The sequence below is a fragment of the Caballeronia sp. NCF2 genome (assembly GCF_023631205.1).
Lineage (GTDB): Bacteria > Pseudomonadota > Gammaproteobacteria > Burkholderiales > Burkholderiaceae > Caballeronia > Caballeronia zhejiangensis.
Map to the genome: position 1 here is coordinate 89,377 of NZ_JALQDN010000073.1, position 17,284 is coordinate 106,660.

Below are 17,284 nucleotides of genomic sequence, written 5' to 3' on the forward strand. Positions count from 1 at the left end.
ACAGTATTGATTCGACCGCGCTCACATCGACGCTTCGGCTGCTTCAGACCAAGAGTCGCAGTCGCTTATAGCGCTACAAACCAGACTGAAAGAAAAGCGGGGTACAACACGAAGCGGCCAGGATCGTCCCTGGTCAGCTTGACCACAAACTCCATATGGAAACCCTGTGAAACATTTGAAACGAGCATACTGTGCCGGCTGAGGGGGCCGGGGGGCGGCGCTACGCGAATCTGGGATAGGTCAGAGATGGGAATGTGCGGCGCGGTGGGAAGACGCGCCAGGTGCCGTCATCGTGCCGAAAGAAGTACATCTCCGCGGCCCTGCCGCCTTCGGAGGTCATCACCTTCACGAAGCACTGGTTCGTGCGTCCACGATTCTTGAACCGCAGTATGCGCACGAGCGCAGAAGGGGACGGCGAGAGCCAGTATTCGACCGTCTTTCGCAATGAATATTTCCATTCGATCATCGACTTCTCCGTATGGCGGCAACTGCCGCTGACAAGGTCGCCGGTCGGAACGGATCGTTCGATTCACGGCGCATGCGCGACATGTCGAGCATGAAAGGGCGCGCCAGATCGACGCTTTCGGCTAGTGCTAAACGATCGTCGTTTCAAGTTCGCCGAGCGCCTCAATCCACACCTTCATGACGTCGCCGCGCTTGAGGAAGGTGCCGGTTTCCATGCCAACGCCGGCGGGGGTGCCGGTCAACAGAATATCGCCGGGAAACAACGTCATCCGTTCACTCAGGTAAGCAATCTGGTCGGCCACGGAGTACAGATGATTCGACGTATTAGAGTCCTGCTTGATCGCATCGTTGAGCCAGAGCTTGATGCCGAGCTTCTCGGGCGACGCTACAAACTGGGCTGGCGTGAAGTAGGGGCCAAGCGGACATGCGCCTGTAAAGCACTTGTGACCGATCCAGTCGAAACGGAAGGGCGACGATTCATCCACCTTTTCCCGCTTGAGGTTATCTCGCGCCGACAGATCATTCGCGATGCTGTAACCCGCCACGTAGTCTAGGGCATCCGCGACCGCGACGTTCTCCGCGCGCTTGCCGATGATCACTGCGAGCTCCGCTTCCCAGTCCAGGAGCTGCGTGTGGCCCGGATAGCTGACTTTTTGGCGGTGACCCGCGAGTGTGCCGCGTCCTGCCTTAATGAAATGCCAGGGCGGAATGCCGTCCCCGCGCGGGTCAAGCGTGATGCGCATGTTGAATGCGCGCGCCATGGCCTCCACGTGGTCCCGATAGTTCGCGCCGCAAGCGTAGATGACACCGGGGCGGGTGACCGGCGCGTCGAACGAGACGGCGTCCGCCTGAAGGCGCGCGGGCGCACTGTCAAAGGCCGCTGTGTCCAGCGCTTGGACCAGGGCCTGAAGTTGGGCTTGCGCGCCCGCCCAGTTTCCGATCAGTTCGTCGATACCGGCGTCCGAGCGATCAAAGAGCGCAGGACCCGCCCACGCAGAGTCGAGGGCCCGGAGGCTGTAGTGTTGCCCGCGATGCAGGAGACCCGGACAGGTGACGCCTGACGAGTCAATGTAGGTGAAAAGCTGATAAGTCATCACATGCTCTCAGTCGATGCTGGCTCTCTGGTTTGACAGGGTGATCGTGCAGTTGAGGCTTCCTTCCATCAAAAGCCACGGCCTCAACTCCGCTTCGAACACGCCTTCGGCGATGAACGGATCTTGCGCGATAAGGCGCTGCGCTTCCTCCATCGACGGCGCGCGCAGTATGCTCATGCCCCCTTGGGAACCGGGCGGGCCCTCGCCGGTGAAGGGCCCGGAGAGGAAAACTTCGCCGGTACGCTCGGCCTCAAGCATCCACTCGATATGACGCGGTAGCACATCGGCCACGCGCTTAAGATCGAGTGGCTTGCGCAACGCAACGTAGAACGTCTTGTTGAGCATGTTTCGCAGAACGGTCTGGAGGTCGCTCATGGTCGGTTCGAAGATTCAGGTTACAGTCGAGGGGGACGCAAGGCAGCGCGATCAGTCGGGTTCTTCAAAGTTCATGATGAATTCCTTGGGCGCCGGCATGCCCGACCAGACTGCTTCCAGTACGGCCCGTACTTCGTTCTCCGTGGAACCCATCGGTGTCCAGTCTGCGCCTTCGGGAATTACGTCGATGTCCCAAAAGTATTCGATCATGCTGTTCCACGGGTCGCGAATGTAGTGAAAGTAGTTCGAACCGGCGCCGTGCCGCCCGAGGCCGTAGCCGTCGCGGTATCCGGAGGCGAGCAAGTGCTGAGCGCCCATTTCGATCTCGTCGATGTCGCTCACCTCGAAGCTCATGTGATGCAAGCCGGTATGCGACGATTTGGCGATGCCGAGCATGTGATGATCCCCACCGAATGGCGAGCGCATGAATGCGATGATGTCCAAAGCACGGTCGGAAATCAGCAGGCCGAGCACTTCGGTATAGAAACGTACGGCACGGTCGACGTCTGGCGAGAACTTGATGAGGTGCCCGAGACGGCGCGGACGCGTGCGCTTTAGCGACGACGTGGCATCACATGCCCGCATGCCGAGGCGGCGGTAGCGCTGCGGTGAGTTCACTTCTACCGGAGCGGGCAACGTGGAGGGCACATCGTCGGCCTCCTGCACGTTGATCCAGTCACCGTCCGGATCCTTGAACCAGATGCCGTCGAATGGCATGGCAAAAGGTGCATCGCGCATTTCGACGTCAGCCGCTTCGAGCCGCGCGCGGAGTTCGGCAAGGCGACCTTTTGGCGTGGCAAACGATACATAAGCCAGGCGCTTCTTTGGACCTTGAATGAGACGGACTTGGTCCTGGTCGCGACCTTCGCAACGACAAACCAGATGGCCTTCCGACATGCGGGTCTGGAGGCCGGCGCATTCATAGAAAGCTCGACCGATCTCGAGCGAAGGAACGATCAGTCCGATGTGGTTCAGGCTGTGAATCATGACGGCCTCAGCGGATAGGAGAGAAGGGCGCAGGTATCAGCAGTTCGCTGCGCTGTTCGATGACATACGACCCGGCTTTGGTGAGAAACGCCCGCCACGCCTCGGATTGCGACAGCGCCCGGCGGCGTTGAAGGCGGTCCTCGAAGGTGTCGAAGCCCCACAGCTGTACGACACGGTTGAGCTCGCCGGTCTCGGTGACGAAATACCCGACCAGGTTGCCTAGCGCCTCGGCTTGCACGTCAAGTCCGTCGGACTGATACAGCGCGAGGAACGGCTGCACGGTTCCGGGCTTGAGGGTGTACGTTCGCTGCTCGATGATCATGAAATATCCTCACGCGTTTCTGGACTCTTGCTCGAGTAATGTGATGACCGCTGAGATGTCTTTCTCCCCGATGCCTTGATCGACGGCACGGCGAAAGTACGGTGCAGCGGCCGAAAAGAGCGGCATGGCGCTACCGGTCTCGTCCGCCATTTCGGAGGCGAGATGCAGATACTTCTCCAACGCGGTGAAGGGGCCCGGCGCGGGCTGAAACCGCCGGTCCGCCATCATCGGGGCACGAATGTTGAACATGGTCGAGGCGCCCGCGCTTTTGCCGATCGCCTCCACCAGCACATGAGGATCGATGCCGGCGCGCATGCCCAGATTCACCGCTTCGGCGGCAGCGAGGGTGTGCACTGCAAGCAGGGCATTCGCGATCAGCTTCATGCTAAGCGCGGCGCCGATCGGTCCGAGGTGGAACTGGGTTGGCGCGATCAGATCAAGTACATCCTTGCAGCGGGCGTAGAGATCCTGTGATCCGCCGACGAAGAGCGCCGCCTTCTTCTGCAGAACCATCGGCGGTGAGCCGCTCACTTCACATTCGAGCAAATCAAGGCCCGCGTCTCGCAGTCGCTGCTGCATCTCAAGCTTGAACGCGAGGCTGTACGTGCCGAGCTCGACGACAATCTTCCCGCGCACGCCCGCTTGCAGGAGGCCTCGCTCACCGTCGAGCACCTCGAGCTGCGCCTTCTCGCCTGGGAGACAGAGCAGCACGATGTCTGCTTCCTGCAGCAGCGTCGCTGGATCTTCGATGGGAACGCCGCCTATATTGCGGAATTCATGCATGCTGCCGCGCGCGACGCCCAGTACACGCGCTCCGGCTTGGACCAGATTCGACGCAACGGGAAGGCCGAGTTGCCCTAGTCCTATCATTCCGACTGTCTTCATGCCCTGTCTCCTTCTTTATCGATCTGAGGCGTTTCACGAAATTCTGATCGTGACGCCGGACGCCGTCGAGGAAGTGGCGCTTATTCAGAGGGATAAATACAATTTATAGGTCGCTGACGGCCTTTCTACCGAGATCTTCGGCGCAGACGCGTAAACCCGAGTGCGTGCCTACCACCGGGCGCCTATAAACTGCATTAATAGAATTGACAGTTCAGCATTTTCAATGTGGGAGGCGGCTGGCAGAAATGAAAGACTTAAATCTGCTCTATGTATTTGAGGCCATGTGGCGTGATCGATCCGTCACGGCAGCGGCCGAAAACCTCGGACTGACGCAGGCCGCCGTCAGTGCGTCGCTTAAGCGGCTGCGTGAAACTTACGGGGACAAGCTTTTCGTTCTTATCGGGAGGCGGATGGAGCCGACTGCGGTGGCGCTCGAGCTAGCCGGTCCATTGATCGAGTCTCTAAACCTTGTGCGCGGCACGACGGGCGTGCCGCAGCCTTTTCGGCCGGAGAAATCGGAACGAACGTTCACTATAAGGACACGCGATATCGGCGAAGTCGTCTTGCTGCCGATGCTTTATCGAGAGCTTCAGCGCACAGCGCCCGATATCAAGTTGCACACGATGTTCACGCGCATCGAAGACACGATTCCCTCGCTTGGGAACGGGCGGATCGATGTGGCGGTGGGATATCTGCCAACGCTTGAGCAGGACATTCACCGTAAGCCGCTTTTCAAGCAACGGTACGTCTGCGTGATGCGGAGAGGTCATCCGCTCGCACAAGGAGCGCTGGATGCCCAAGTATTCGGTCAGCTCGATCATTTGCTAGTCGAATATGGCGGCAGCGGGCATCTGTTGCTCGAACGGGCGTTGTTCGAAGCAGGGGCTAAGAACCGCATAAAAGTGCGCATCCCGCAGTACCTCGCCGCGCCACATTGCCTACTGACTTCGGATCTGATCTGGGTAGCGCCCGAGATCCTCGCCGCCACGTTAAGCCGTCACTTTCCATTAATCTACCGGCCCGAGCCTCTCGGGCTCGAAGCGTTCGAGATCGCGTTGTACTGGCACGACCGCTACCATCACGACCCAGCAAATCGCTGGTTCCGGTCGTTGATTGTCGACCTTTTTCGCAAGGAAATCTCAAAACCAATGTCAGGTGGCCGCGAGATGTCGGGTGACCGCGACCTCGAAGTTCTTGCCAAGCCCTTCCAGCCGTCAGACGTGGGTGACGAACCCCACCACCTTGCTTAAGCAATGGGTGTAACGCACCCATTGCAGGTTTTTCGACGAGCCCAAATGCTCAGTGGTGTGTCTCGCCGCAGGTGAGCGAATGACGTCAGGCGGAGTATGCCTGGCAGAGAAATTTTGTCTCCATGAACTCGTCAATGCCCTCACGCGCACCTTCCCGGCCAACCCCTGATTCCTTGTAGCCGCCGAACGGTGCGACTTCGGTTGCGATCATGCCAGTATTTATACCGACGATGCCCGCGTGTAACGCACGCGACACGCGGTGGATGCGCGAAGCGTCACGGCTGAACAGGTAGGATGCGAGGCCCATGCGCGTAGCATTGGCGCGTGCGATCAATTCGCGCTCGTCGCTGAAAGTGGCGAGTGCCATCACTGGTCCGAAGGTCTCCTCGCACGACATCGCCATGGACTCCGTGACGCCGCTGATCAGGGTGGGCTCGAAGAAGTGGCCCTTGCGCCGCGCACGCCTGCCGCCGGCAAGGAGAGATGCACCGAGTTCCAGGGCGTTTTCGACATGCCTTTCGATCTTGCGAAGTGCTTCCTCGCTGATGACCGGGCCGAGCGTAACGCCAGGCTCGGTGCCGTCGCCAAGCTTGAGCGATTGCATCGCTTTCAGCATGCGCACGACGAACTCGTCGTGCACGGATGCTTCGACCAGGAAGCGATTCGGCGCGATGCACGTCTGGCCGGCATTGCGGAACTTGGCGAACAGTGCGCTGGACACGGCGACGTCGAGGTCGGCATCGGCAAAGACGATGAACGGCGAATTGCCACCGAGTTCGAGCGATACCCGTTTCATCGTTGCCGCGCATTGCGCGGAGAGGATCTTGCCAACTGAGGTCGATCCGGTGAAGCTCAATTTGCCCACCGCCTCGCTAGAGGTCAGCGTTCGTCCGATCGCCTCCGCCGCGCTGCGGTCAGCAGTCACGACGTTGAGTACCCCGGGTGGTATCCCCGCGCGTTCAGCTAGTGCGCACAGCGCGAGTGCGGACAGTGGCGTGTGCTCGGCGGGCTTAAGCACCATCGTGCAGCCGGCGGCGAGCGCGGGCGCGGCCTTGCGCGTCACCATGGCAGACGGGAGGTTCCAGGGTGTAATGCCTGCCGTCACGCCGATCGGCTCCTTCACCGTCGTGAAACTCATGTCGCGGCGCGCAGCAGGAATGGTGTCGCCATAGGTGCGCCGCGCTTCTTCCGCGAACCATTCAACGAAGGACGCTGCGAAGATCACTTCGTTCTTCGCATCCGACAACGGCTTGCCCTGTTCGCTTGTCAGGATCGCTGCGAGTTCGTCAGCGTGATCAACGATTAGACGCGCCCATTTTTTGAGCGGCTCGGCACGATCCTTAGCCGGGCGGTCGCTCCACTCGTCAAACGCGCGTTGCGCGCTTGCGATGGCGTGCTCAACGTCTTCAGCCGCCATGTGTGGCACGGTGCCGACGAGTTCGCCGGTGGCTGGATTGCGCACCTCGAAGGTCTTGCCGCTCAGGGCGGGGACCCATTCGCCACCGACGTAGGCGCGGTCACGCAACAGGGTATGATGGTTCGATGTCATCGTCTTCCTTGATTACAAGTCCAGTGTCAGATCGCCGCACCGTGCCCGTGATACGCACACGCACATTTGCTTGCGGCTAGTTTTGTCATCGGGAGAGAGCACGTAATCGCGATGGTCGACCTCCCCTTCGATGACTGTCGTTGCGCATAGCCCGCATTCGCCGCGCTTACAGTCGTAAATCGGTTCGACGCCCTTGCGGATTAGCGCATCAAGAATCGACTCGTCACTTGCTACCTCCACTGCCTGCCCGCTTTGCTGAAGCACGACTCGAAAGGCAACGTCACCAGCGGCTGGCGCCGCAGCGCCAAAGAACTCGAAGTGAATCCGTTCGTCCGGCCAATGCGCACGCCGTGCCGCACCGATTACGGCTTCGTTCAGTCCGCGGGGGCCGCATACATAGACGTCCGCGCCCGCAGGTGCGTTGCCTAGCAGTACGTCAAGGTCCACGCTACGGGATGGGTCACCGCCGTCGCAATGCAGTGTCAGCTTGTCGCCGGCAAGGGCCTTCAATTCCTCGACGAAAGCCGCGTCCTCTGAGCTGCGCACGCAATAATTGAGGGTAAATGTGCGTGCCTGCGCGGCAAGGACATGCACCATTGAAAGGATCGGCGTAATGCCTATTCCGCCTGCGATCAAAAGGTAATGCGGCGACTTCGGCACGAGCGGAAAGTGGTTCTTCGGCAGGCTGCACGACATCAGCTGCCCGGCCTGCACGCGTCCGTGCATTGCCGCGGAACCGCCATTTCCCGCGTCCTCTCGCAAAACGCCAAGCAGATAGTGGGTGCGGTCCGCGGGCGAGCTCGCGATGGAATACGATCGCACCGCCAGGTCGCCGGTCGCGAGCGGAATTGAAACGTCGAGATGCGCGCCCGCCTCGAAGGCGGGCAGCGCATCGCCCTGCGGATGGCGCAAAACGAAGCGGCGGATGCGAGCCGTCTCCTGCATGACTTCTGAGACGACGAGCTGTTGACTGTCTTTCATACGCTTTACTCCGGGGTATCACCTAGCCGCCGCCCGACTGGCACGGCCGGCTCACGACGCCAGCACGGTCGATTGCTGCTTAACCAGCTTTTCGACGATCCGGCGCGCCGCGACTGAGCCGCTGTCCGCACGCACGCCGACTTCCGCCTTCATCGAATCGTCGGTGTCGATCATGATCTGCTGAGCTTCCAAGACCTCGACGTCTTCCATGAAGGTGGTGTAGATCGAGTCATGAATCGTCTTCGTGATCTCCGCATCGTCCTGGGCAAAACAGCGCGTGATGGTCCAGTAGTACTTGCTCGTGCGCGCGTCGACGGGCGTGATCGTGTTGACGGAGAACCAACGCAATCCGCGTTCGAGATCGTCGGTGCCGGCCGGATAGGCGCGCGCATCGATGGTTACGCTTGCCGGCGGCTGGAAGCGGATGACCTGCCAGCGGTCGATATTGCCTTCGAGCTTACGTACGCGGGAGAACAGCGGAGGCGGCGGGGCATTCTTGATGATTCGCTGAACATGCACTTCGTTGCCCTCGACGCGCTGTGTCATCGGCGTTTCGACGATCTCGTTGGTACCGATGGTCCGCGTATGCACATACGTCTCGTGGGTGAGATCTAGCAGGTTGTCAGTGAGAAGCTGATAGTTCGCCTTGACGTCGATGCAACCGCCGGTCGAGACCCAGCCTGGCTCGCTGTTATAGCGGAAATCGGGAATCAGCGATTCGTCGGCGGCCTCCGGATCGCCCATCCAAACCCAAATCCACTGCCATTTTTCGACCACCGGATATGTGCGAACCCTCATTGAAGGGGGAATCTGCTGCTGACCCGGAATGGCCACGCACGCGCCGCTGCAATCGAGCGTGACGCCGTGATAGCCGCATTGCACGGTATCGCCAATCAGATTGCCCTTTGAGAGCGCCGCGCGCCGGTGCGGACAGCGATCCGTGAGAGCGACAGCCTTGCCTGCCTGCGTGCGGTACAGCACGAGCGGCTCGCCGATAATCCAGCGTTGCGTCAGAGAGCGCTGGATCTCGTTGCTCCAGCCAGCCACATACCATGAATTCTTTAGGAACATTTTTCAGCCTTAATTAGTGTGATTAACCGAGAGGCAGGAGCAAGCTCAGACGGGGTCGAGAATGCGGGAGGCGACCAAGCCCCCGTCGACCGGCAGATTCACGCCATTGATCCAGGCGCTTTGCGCTTGCAGCAGGAAGACGATTGGGGGTGCCATCGCTTCCGGCGCGCCTACCCCGCCTGCGCGGCGAATCGCGTCGTCGACGTTTGCGGCGCCGAGGGAGGCACGGAAGTCCTTCAGGATCGGCGTGTCGGTCGGCCCGGGGCTGATGCAGTTCATGCGGATGCCTGTGGCACTGCGCAGGGTCGTGGCGCGCGCCATGGTCCAGACGATCAGCGCTTCCTTGAAGTAAGCGTAAGCGCCCGCGTCCGGAACCGGATGCTGTTCGAGCCACTGCAGACCTTCTGTGAAGTCGCGGGTGGCCGCTAGCTCGGTGTGAAGTGCGCGCCGCGCCTGCCAGTTTTGACCGGCCGTAGAAGCCACATTGACGACGGAGCCGTCTGCGCGGAGCTTGGGCAACACGGCTTCTGTGAGCCGACGCAGGCCGAGATAATTAACACGGGCAACGATGTCGCCTCCCGCGTTGCCGGGAACGCCCGCGACGTTACACAACCCGTCGAGCGTGCCGGGCAATTGAGCGGCGGCCGCGTCGATCGACGTCGGGTCGGCAAGATCGATCTTGATGAAACGGGTCACTTCGAAGTCGGGTGCATGACGATCGAGTGCAATGACTCCGACATCCTGCGCGATAAGCAGACGAGCGGTGTGCGCACCGATACCGGACGCGGCACCGGTGATCGCAACCGTCTTCAGCTGCCCAGATTGGGACGCTGACATGTGTTCTCCTGTCTCAAAAGCGAAGTGGCTCACCTTTCTTTTCCAGCTTCACTTTGTTGATGTGTCTCTGATTTCTCTCGTTTTATGTCTGTATCGCCCGGTCGCGCTCGGATTAGCAGTCTTGCGATGCGGCGATGTAATGATTGTCGAAGCGCTTGATTGACGAGTCCATATAACGACGTTGATAGCGAAGGTTCGATGCCGTTTATACGAGCCACAGGTGCAAGTGGGATGGTGCGTTGGGGACGAGACGGCGAAACGTCCACGAATAAATAGGATCGATACAAGGATATTGGCCATGCCAATGGTTGTTCCAGTAGCGCCCACCTAAAATCGGATTCAGTGCATGGGAACCTTTCCATCGCCGCACAACGGTATTCACTCAAAGGAGACAGCAATGATTAGCGTCAGCCGCAAGCTGGAAGTCAACCCTGCAGACGGTTCCGAGAAGGTTCGTCTCAATCGTCAGCAAGTGTGGGACGGTCTGGTTCGCAAGGCGGAAAACGCCGTGCCATACGTTGAAGCCATCAAGAAATGCGACATCGTCGAACAGAAACCGGATCGTTTGATTCGTGAGGTCGTGCTCCACGGGGAAACCCTGCGCGAGCTGATCCTGTTTTTCCCGCAAGAGCGCGTCGAGTTCGTGCGCCTCTCGGGACATGCGAAAGGACAGATCAAGAACATCATCGAGGAAGATGCGGATGGAACGCTGTCCCTGCGCTTCACTTTCGATATTGTGCTCGAGGGCGAAGAGCCGGGCAGTAAGAAGGAAGCGGAATTCGCAGCCGGCATGGAGCAGGCCTACTTGGACGCGGTTCGCACCACGCTTCGACGCATTCGCGAGGATGCTTCGGCGCAGGTCTGAACGATCGCCCATCCGCGGCAAGCAATTACAAGAAAGGAGACAGATATGCGCTGCAATATCGAAGCAATGTTCACCGATATCGACGCGAAGAACGTGCAAGGCTTCCTCTCGAACCTCACGGATAACGTGGTGTTTCAGTTCGCTAATGGCAAGCCGATGAACGGTAAGCGTGAAGTGGAGGAGGGTGTCAGCGGCTTCTACGCGAGCATTGCCGGACTGAATCACCAAATGACGGCCAAGTGGGAAATCGATGAAACGACCGTGTTGCGCTTCAGGACGGTCTACACCCGGCACGATGGCGGTGCTATCGAAGTACCGTGCTCCGTGATACTGCATCACGCCGAGGACGGCCGCATCGACGATTACCGCATTTACACCGACCTCTCTCCTGTCTTTGCTCCTCGGGCGCACTAGCCGGTTAAATCGGAGGAAGAAATGCAACATCCATTGGATGGCAAGGCGATCATCGTCACGGGGGCCGCGCGGGGGATCGGGCGCGCGGCTGCATATGCGCTGGGCGAGGCGGGTGCTTTACTCGCGCTGGCCGATCTCGATGAAGAGGGACTACAGGAAACAGCGGAGTACCTGAAGCGCTCCGGCGTGCAGGTAGTGGCCGTTAAGACGAACGTGGCGCGGGAAACGGACGTTGCGACGCTGGTCGAGCGTGCCGTGACGAAGTTCGGGCGCCTGCACGGGGCGTTCAACAACGCGGGCGTCGAGCAGCGAAACGCGGCGCTGCATGAGATGACCGAGGCGCAATGGGACGTCGTTATGGACGTCAACGTTAAGGGCGTCTTCCTCTGCCTTAAGCATGAAATTGCTGCGATGCTGAAGTCCGGCGGCGGCGCAATCGTCAATACGTCGTCGGGTCTCGGCCGCGTAGCGATTCCTAATGCGGCGGAATACTGCGCATCCAAGGCTGCGGTTCTTGGCCTGACGAAAAGCGCGGCTGTCGAATACGGTGCTCGCGGTATTCGTGTGAACGCCGTCTTACCGGGCATTATCCGCACGCCGATGATTGAGTCGCTCATTAGTCAACCGCAGTTCTCGGACCTGTTGCCGCAGCTTGAATCGCGACATCCGATCGGCCGTCTCGGTTCGCCCCACGAAGTCGGAGACGCCGTGGTTTGGTTGCTTTCTGATCAGTCTTCATTCGTTACGGGGGCTGAAATCGCCGTCGACGGCGGATATCTCGCGCTGTAAGTCATTAGACATTCTCACTTCGGTCACCCTTTAGCGCTTCCGGACGCACGTTGCAACGTGCGTCCGGAAGCGCTTTTTTTCAGCCTTCGAATCCTCGCCATATAGACCGTATTTGTATCGAACCTTAGAGCGTAGCGAATGGTTTATCAAAGCGCAGACCCATAGAATCAAATCGCCGTCTGTCTCTTCGGACAGGCGGAGCAAGTCATTCACCCACTTTGGAAATAATTCAGGCCTGCCTTAACCAAGTGAAAAAGATAAGACCAATCTTGTAACGCATATACAGGAGGAGACGGTCGATGTTAAAGAGGAAATCGGCGGCGCACATGGCGACTGCCCTAGGCGTTTGCGTGTGCAGTACGCATGCCGAAGCACAAAGCAATGTCACGCTCTATGGAATCGTGGATAGCGGATTTTTCTACTCTAGTAAATCGCTTGACTCATCGGGGAATAGTACAGGAAAAAAGTTTGCATTGATTGATAGCGGTCTTTCCCCTTCGCAATTCGGCTTGAAGGGCACTGAGGATCTTGGCGGGGGATTAAAGCTCGACTTCGACCTGGAAAGCGGGATCAACATGACCAACGGTGGGTACAACAGCTCCAATGGCAATTTTTTCGGTCGGCAAGCCTGGATGCAGTTGCGCAGCGATATCGGAAACTTGAAGATGGGTCTGCAATTCTCCCCCTTCTTCCTGACTCTCTATGACCTTGATCCACGCGGCCTTGCACCGTTCGGCACCAGCGTCGTGCATTACATTGACAACGTGGTGGGGACAGGCCTGGCCAACGCCAACGCGATCTCTTACGCCAGCCCCGTGATTGCTGGTCTGCAGGCGAGCGTCATGTACGCATTCGGTGGGTCGCCTGGCGATTTCCAAGCTGGCCAGCAGTATTCGGCCAGCGTGAAATACGACAACGGAAGCCTGCTACTCGCCGCTTCGATTTACAACGGTAATGCAGGCGGCACTGCGGCCACCACTCCCGTGCCTACGACCGTCGCATTCGCCGGCCGAATGATCGGCGGAGGCTATCGCTTCGGGAAACTGACGGTCAAAGCCTCCTACACGAGCTACAAGGTCGCTGGCGCAATGAGCAATAACGTTTGGGGCGGCGGCGCCGACTTTCTCGCTACTCCTGAAGTCGATGTGAACTCTGGCGTCTGGTACACCAGCGACCGCAATAACACGGCCAACCATTCATTGCTCGGATCCGCCGGGATTAACTACTACTTGTCGAAGGCCACCACCTTGTACGGTCAGGTAGCCGTCGTCAACAATCACGGCGCAATGACTACAGGGCTGTCCGTCAATGGGGCGCTGAAAGAGGGGGCGGGTACCTCGGTGGGCGGCGCAATCGGCGTACGGCACATGTTCTAATTTGGCGGGAGACAACGGATGAACGGAAAGCACATGAGCGCCGGCTTGGCTGTCCTGCTTTCGCTGGCGGGGATCGGCGGCGTGAGCGCTCAGGGTAATGAAGCGGTTGCGTCGGACGTTGCCCCGTCCAGCGCGGTCCCGTCGGCTAGAGAAACAAGACTTGCCAATCGACGGCTCGCGAAAACGGTGCGAAGCCGACTCGCGAAGGTGAAGGGCATCGACGTGCTAAATATCGTTGTCGTCGCAAAAAACGGTACGATCACGCTTGGAGGTTCGGTGCCGGAGGCTGATCAGATAGAGCTTGTCATCGCTGCCGCACGCGATACTCCTGGGGTGGAGGCGGTTATTAATGCACTACGGGTGAAGGCGCCGGGGCAGTGAAGGGTGAAGGCAACGTCCCTCGCGTATAGCGAGGGACGTTTCGTGCTTTGCCTCAGGCGCCGGACGAAGTCTCGAGTCCTTTTACTGTATAACCGGCAACTTGCTTGTAGCTCGCAGTAATATTCTGAAGCTCGGCCTCGTCGATAATTCCCGCAAGCGACGTGAAGGGCTGCCCGTTCGTTCTTTCGTGCACCACTTGCAGGATCTTATCAGGCGGCGCCTTGCGGTTGGTAAGCACCACTTCGCCCGTCGCCTTCACGCGCTCCCTGTCGTAAGCCATAAGTGCCTCCGGGCCGACGCCGATGTCGACGAGATATGCGCTGAGCACATCGGCATCGACGATCGCTTGACCCGCGCCGTTAGAGCCACGCGGTACCATCGGATGAGCCGCGTCGCCAAGCAGCGTGAGACGACCGAACGTCCACCGCGGCAGCGGATCTTGATCCACCATCGGGAATTGCAAAATGCCTTCCGTTGATTCGATCATGCCCGCCACGTCGAGCCAGTCGAAATGCCAGTCGGCAAACGCTGGGAAGAAGTCCTCGAGGCGGCCGGCACCATTCCAGTCGCGACGCGCAGGCTGTGGCGCATCGATTTCTGCCACCCAGTTCACGAGCTGCCGGCCCTGGTCGTCGACGTTGTCGCGAATCGGGTAAATGACCATCTTGCCGACGCCAGGCACCAGCGCGCCGGCGCGCACCATTGTGGCGCCGCTGAGAAAGGGCTTCCAATGAACCGCACCGCGCCACATGTTCACGCCTGAGTAACGCGGCGCCCCTTCATCCGGATAGAACTGCTTGCGAAGCGCCGAGTGCAGGCCGTCACATGCCACAGCAACCGAAGCTCTAACGGCGTACGCGCGATCGTTCGCATCCACGAAGTTGACGATGGCTTCGTCATCCGAACTCGATGCACCAACGCACTTGCGGTCGAGCACGACGGCATCGTGACCGAGGCGTTCGCGCACGGCCTCCAAAAGGGTGGTTTGGAGATCTCCGCGATGAATCGAGAACTGCGGTGTCGCATAGCCGGCAGCAACACCCGACGGCTCACGATAAATCAGCTGTCCATGCCTGTTGAAGAAGGCAGATTCCTTCGTTGCCACTGCGACTCGAGCTAGACGTTCGTTGAGGCCGAGACGCCCCAACACCTTCGTGGCATGCGGCAACACGTTGATGCCCACGCCAAGCGGACGAAGCTCGGGGACTGCTTCATAAACGCGGCAGCTGATTCCCGCATCGTGCAGCGCAAGGGCGAGCGTCAATCCGCCGATGCCCGCACCGATCACCGCGACTTCACATTCCTTCGACATATCTCCTCCGTGCACAATCGTGCGATTCACGAACGACACCACTTTTGGTATCGGCAATAATTGACAGACGTCTGCCGAATATTAGTGAGCGCTGATCGACGTGTCAACAACGTTCGCGATAGAAGACGAGCTTGCTGCAAGCGCTGGGTTAAACTTGCTCCGCACAGAGCTTATAACCATCACCCCGAATGACAAAGAGAACCGTCCAATCGCCCACTTCCGACCCGGTGCTCGATGAACTCTATCGGCGCCCGGGCTTTTTGATTCGCCGGGCGCACCAGATCGCGATGGACATGTTCATCGAGGCCTGCGCGCCGCTCGATCTGACGCCAAGTCAATATGGCGTGCTCTATATTTTGAATGTCGCCGGGCCGATGAGTCAGATCGGCGTCGCGCGTCTGATCGGTCTTGACCGGTCTACGACTGCGCTCGTCATCAAGCTCCTCACCGAACGCGGCTTAACGATGAAATCACCCAGTCCGCTCGACGCGCGAAAGGTAGAAATTCTGATTACGGCAGACGGAAAACACACGCTGCGCCAAGCCGCAAAATTCGCAGAACGGGAACGCAAGTCGCTGCTCGCGCCGTTCAACACGGATGAAGCGAGCACTTTTCTCCGATTGCTCGAAAAGTTTGTGGCGCACCACAATGAGAATACGCGCGTGAGTATTGTCGGATCCATCGACGCCTAACTGACTCATCCGCCCTGGGCAATCGATCTGCATCGTAAGAAGGGAGTCACGCATTGTCACTTTCCCATATTGACAGACGTCTGTCGAAATGTGACTATCGCTTCGTGATTGCGCGAGGTTGCTGTCCAAGAGTTGATGCGGGCCATCGCGACACCTCGTCAAAATAATGCTCGTCGCGGAGCAGGAGACTGTATGCAACATATCGATATCACCCGGCTCGTCGACGAAGGCCCATTCGGCAAGACACGCTTTCTCGTGGCCCTGCTGTGTTGTCTAGCTGTGTTCTGCGATGGCTTTGACACGCAAGCCATCGCGTACATCGCGCCAGCGCTTGCGGCGGAATGGCATGTGAGCAAGTCGGCCTTCGGTCCTGTGTTCGCCGCGAGCCTCGCCGGTCTAATGATCGGGGCTCTGTTGTTCGGTTCGCTCTCGGACAGGCGTGGCCGCAAGATCGGACTAATCCTTAGCGTGGTCGTTTTCGGCGTGTGTTCACTACTGACCGCGAGCGTGGAGTCGGTCGGCGCGCTTCTCGTCATGCGATTCCTTACCGGCCTCGGTCTCGGCGGCGTGATGCCGAACGCCATCGCTCTGACGTCGGAATACGCCCCAGCACGGATTCGCAGCACAGTCGTGATGATCATGTTCTGCGGCTTCTCGCTGGGCGCGGCGCTAGGCGGCGTGGTCGCGGCATCGCTGATCGGCCATTTCGGATGGCGCAGCGTGTTGGTAGCCGGGGGAATCGTACCGTTGCTGCTTACGCCCGTGCTAATGCGCTATCTACCGGAATCGCTCGACTACATGGTGGCCAAGGGCATGGCGCGGGAGCGGATCGTGGCGGCGTTGGCGCGCATCGCGCCGACCGTCGACATCGATCCGGACGACCGGTTCATCCGCCATGCGCGTGATGGGAACCGGTCTTCGGTCGCCGAGTTATTTTCGAAGGATCGCGCGCGCACGACGCTGCTGTTTTGGCTCATCTTCTTCATGAGTCTGCTCGAGGTTTATCTGTTTTCGAGCTGGCTGCCGATTCTGCTCAGCGAAAGCGGGCTGTCCGTCGATCGCGCGGTGACCACCAGCAGCCTCTTTCAAGTAGGAGGCGTGGCGGGCACCTTGCTGCTGGGGCGCTTCATTGACCGTCGCCGGCCGTTCGCGCTGCTGTCTCTCGTTTATGCGGGGGCGTCGGCCGCCGTGCTGCTGCTCGGCTTAAATGTGCACGGCGCTTTTTCGGTGATGGTCTGCGCCATTCTCGCCGCTGGCTTCTGCATCGTCGGTGGCCAAATTGCCGCGAACGCCCTTGTCGCGCGCAGCTATCCGACTGCGATTCGCGCGACTGGCGTCGGCTGGGCATTCGGCGTCGGGCGCATCGGCTCCATCATGGGGCCGCTCATTGGCGGCGCCTTGCTTGAGATGCGATGGGATCCCGCGCATCTCTTCACGCTTGGCTGCGTTCCGGCGCTCGTGTCCGCTGCCGCCGCATGGGCACTACACGCGCGCCGGGTAACAGACGAGGCGGTCACGACGCTGGAGCAAGGCAGCGCCTGATGCCGGCTAATGAATGTCGCGGATTTATCGCGAAGCAAGACGCAGCACAGGGCGTTCCTATCCGTCGCACTCGATCGAACAACGTCAGAAGGAGACA

At 59.5% G+C, this 17,284-nt stretch carries 19 protein-coding genes; 8 read left to right on the plus strand and 11 right to left on the minus strand.

Annotated elements, in window-relative coordinates; all coding sequences use genetic code 11:
- Nucleotides 1–220: 220 nt before the first annotated feature.
- From NCS02_RS29735 to NCS02_RS29760, 6 genes are all read right to left on the minus strand, one after another.
- A complete protein-coding gene (locus NCS02_RS29735) occupies nucleotides 221–466 on the minus strand; it encodes a hypothetical protein (RefSeq protein WP_244808547.1) in 246 nt (81 codons plus the stop codon).
- 127 nt (nucleotides 467–593) lie between these two features.
- A complete protein-coding gene (locus tag NCS02_RS29740; protein ID WP_244808548.1) occupies nucleotides 594–1,559 on the minus strand; it encodes a fumarylacetoacetate hydrolase family protein in 966 nt (321 codons plus the stop codon).
- Nucleotides 1,560–1,568: 9 nt separating this feature from the next.
- The gene (locus tag NCS02_RS29745; RefSeq protein ID WP_250480950.1) at nucleotides 1,569–1,934 is read right to left on the minus strand and encodes a YciI family protein; all 366 of its coding nucleotides are present in this window, start codon (nucleotides 1,932–1,934) and stop codon (nucleotides 1,569–1,571) included.
- Between the two features lie 51 nt (nucleotides 1,935–1,985).
- Nucleotides 1,986–2,921, minus strand: coding sequence for a VOC family protein (locus NCS02_RS29750; protein ID WP_250520412.1), 936 nt, complete (start codon nucleotides 2,919–2,921; stop codon nucleotides 1,986–1,988).
- 7 nt (nucleotides 2,922–2,928) lie between these two features.
- A complete protein-coding gene (locus NCS02_RS29755) occupies nucleotides 2,929–3,243 on the minus strand; it encodes an NIPSNAP family protein (protein WP_244808551.1) in 315 nt (104 codons plus the stop codon).
- A gap of 9 nt (nucleotides 3,244–3,252) precedes the next feature.
- Entirely contained in the window at nucleotides 3,253–4,128 is an 876-nt protein-coding gene (locus NCS02_RS29760) for an NAD(P)-dependent oxidoreductase (protein WP_244808552.1), read from the minus strand.
- A 245-nt stretch (nucleotides 4,129–4,373) separates the two neighbouring features.
- Between NCS02_RS29760 and NCS02_RS29765 the strand changes: the two genes are divergently transcribed.
- Complete coding sequence (locus NCS02_RS29765) at nucleotides 4,374–5,378, plus strand: LysR family transcriptional regulator (RefSeq protein WP_244808553.1); 1,005 nt, start codon at nucleotides 4,374–4,376, stop codon at nucleotides 5,376–5,378.
- Between the two features lie 85 nt (nucleotides 5,379–5,463).
- On the opposite strand, the gene NCS02_RS29770 is transcribed toward NCS02_RS29765, so the two are convergent.
- Genes NCS02_RS29770 through NCS02_RS29785 form a run of 4 tightly spaced genes read right to left on the minus strand, consistent with a single transcriptional unit; the run spans nucleotide 5,464 to nucleotide 9,816 of the window.
- Nucleotides 5,464–6,927 (minus strand): NAD-dependent succinate-semialdehyde dehydrogenase, encoded by a 1,464-nt coding sequence (locus NCS02_RS29770; protein WP_250520413.1) that lies wholly within the window; start codon nucleotides 6,925–6,927, stop codon nucleotides 5,464–5,466.
- 12 nt (nucleotides 6,928–6,939) lie between these two features.
- Nucleotides 6,940–7,908, minus strand: a complete 969-nt coding sequence (locus NCS02_RS29775) for a PDR/VanB family oxidoreductase (RefSeq protein ID WP_250523453.1) — start codon at nucleotides 7,906–7,908, stop codon at nucleotides 6,940–6,942.
- A gap of 51 nt (nucleotides 7,909–7,959) precedes the next feature.
- Nucleotides 7,960–8,979, minus strand: a complete 1,020-nt coding sequence (locus NCS02_RS29780) for an aromatic ring-hydroxylating dioxygenase subunit alpha (protein WP_250523454.1) — start codon at nucleotides 8,977–8,979, stop codon at nucleotides 7,960–7,962.
- 45 nt (nucleotides 8,980–9,024) lie between these two features.
- A complete protein-coding gene (locus NCS02_RS29785; protein ID WP_244808557.1) occupies nucleotides 9,025–9,816 on the minus strand; it encodes a coniferyl-alcohol dehydrogenase in 792 nt (263 codons plus the stop codon).
- A gap of 397 nt (nucleotides 9,817–10,213) precedes the next feature.
- On the opposite strand from NCS02_RS29785, the gene NCS02_RS29790 reads away from it, so the two are divergent.
- The 5 genes from NCS02_RS29790 (at nucleotide 10,214) to NCS02_RS29810 (ending at nucleotide 13,641) form a co-directional block, all read left to right on the plus strand.
- On the plus strand, nucleotides 10,214–10,681 hold the full coding sequence (locus NCS02_RS29790) for an SRPBCC family protein (RefSeq protein ID WP_244808558.1): 468 nt from the start codon (nucleotides 10,214–10,216) through the stop codon (nucleotides 10,679–10,681).
- 45 nt (nucleotides 10,682–10,726) lie between these two features.
- Nucleotides 10,727–11,095: a nuclear transport factor 2 family protein gene (locus NCS02_RS29795; protein WP_244808559.1), complete on the plus strand. Its 369-nt coding sequence runs from the start codon at nucleotides 10,727–10,729 to the stop codon at nucleotides 11,093–11,095.
- Nucleotides 11,096–11,116: 21 nt separating this feature from the next.
- Nucleotides 11,117–11,884, plus strand: a complete 768-nt coding sequence (locus NCS02_RS29800; RefSeq protein ID WP_244808560.1) for an SDR family NAD(P)-dependent oxidoreductase — start codon at nucleotides 11,117–11,119, stop codon at nucleotides 11,882–11,884.
- Between the two features lie 299 nt (nucleotides 11,885–12,183).
- Entirely contained in the window at nucleotides 12,184–13,260 is a 1,077-nt protein-coding gene (locus tag NCS02_RS29805) for a porin (RefSeq protein WP_250523455.1), read from the plus strand.
- 18 nt (nucleotides 13,261–13,278) lie between these two features.
- Nucleotides 13,279–13,641 (plus strand): BON domain-containing protein, encoded by a 363-nt coding sequence (locus NCS02_RS29810; RefSeq protein WP_250523456.1) that lies wholly within the window; start codon nucleotides 13,279–13,281, stop codon nucleotides 13,639–13,641.
- Nucleotides 13,642–13,693: 52 nt separating this feature from the next.
- Here the strand turns inward: NCS02_RS29810 and NCS02_RS29815 are convergent, their stop codons facing one another.
- Nucleotides 13,694–14,953, minus strand: a complete 1,260-nt coding sequence (locus tag NCS02_RS29815; RefSeq protein ID WP_250520419.1) for a flavin-dependent oxidoreductase — start codon at nucleotides 14,951–14,953, stop codon at nucleotides 13,694–13,696.
- A 188-nt stretch (nucleotides 14,954–15,141) separates the two neighbouring features.
- Between NCS02_RS29815 and NCS02_RS29820 the strand changes: the two genes are divergently transcribed.
- Nucleotides 15,142–15,645: a MarR family winged helix-turn-helix transcriptional regulator gene (locus tag NCS02_RS29820; RefSeq protein WP_244808564.1), complete on the plus strand. Its 504-nt coding sequence runs from the start codon at nucleotides 15,142–15,144 to the stop codon at nucleotides 15,643–15,645.
- A gap of 192 nt (nucleotides 15,646–15,837) precedes the next feature.
- Nucleotides 15,838–17,187, plus strand: a complete 1,350-nt coding sequence (locus tag NCS02_RS29825) for an MFS transporter (RefSeq protein WP_244808565.1) — start codon at nucleotides 15,838–15,840, stop codon at nucleotides 17,185–17,187.
- Nucleotides 17,188–17,284: the final 97 nt, after the last annotated feature.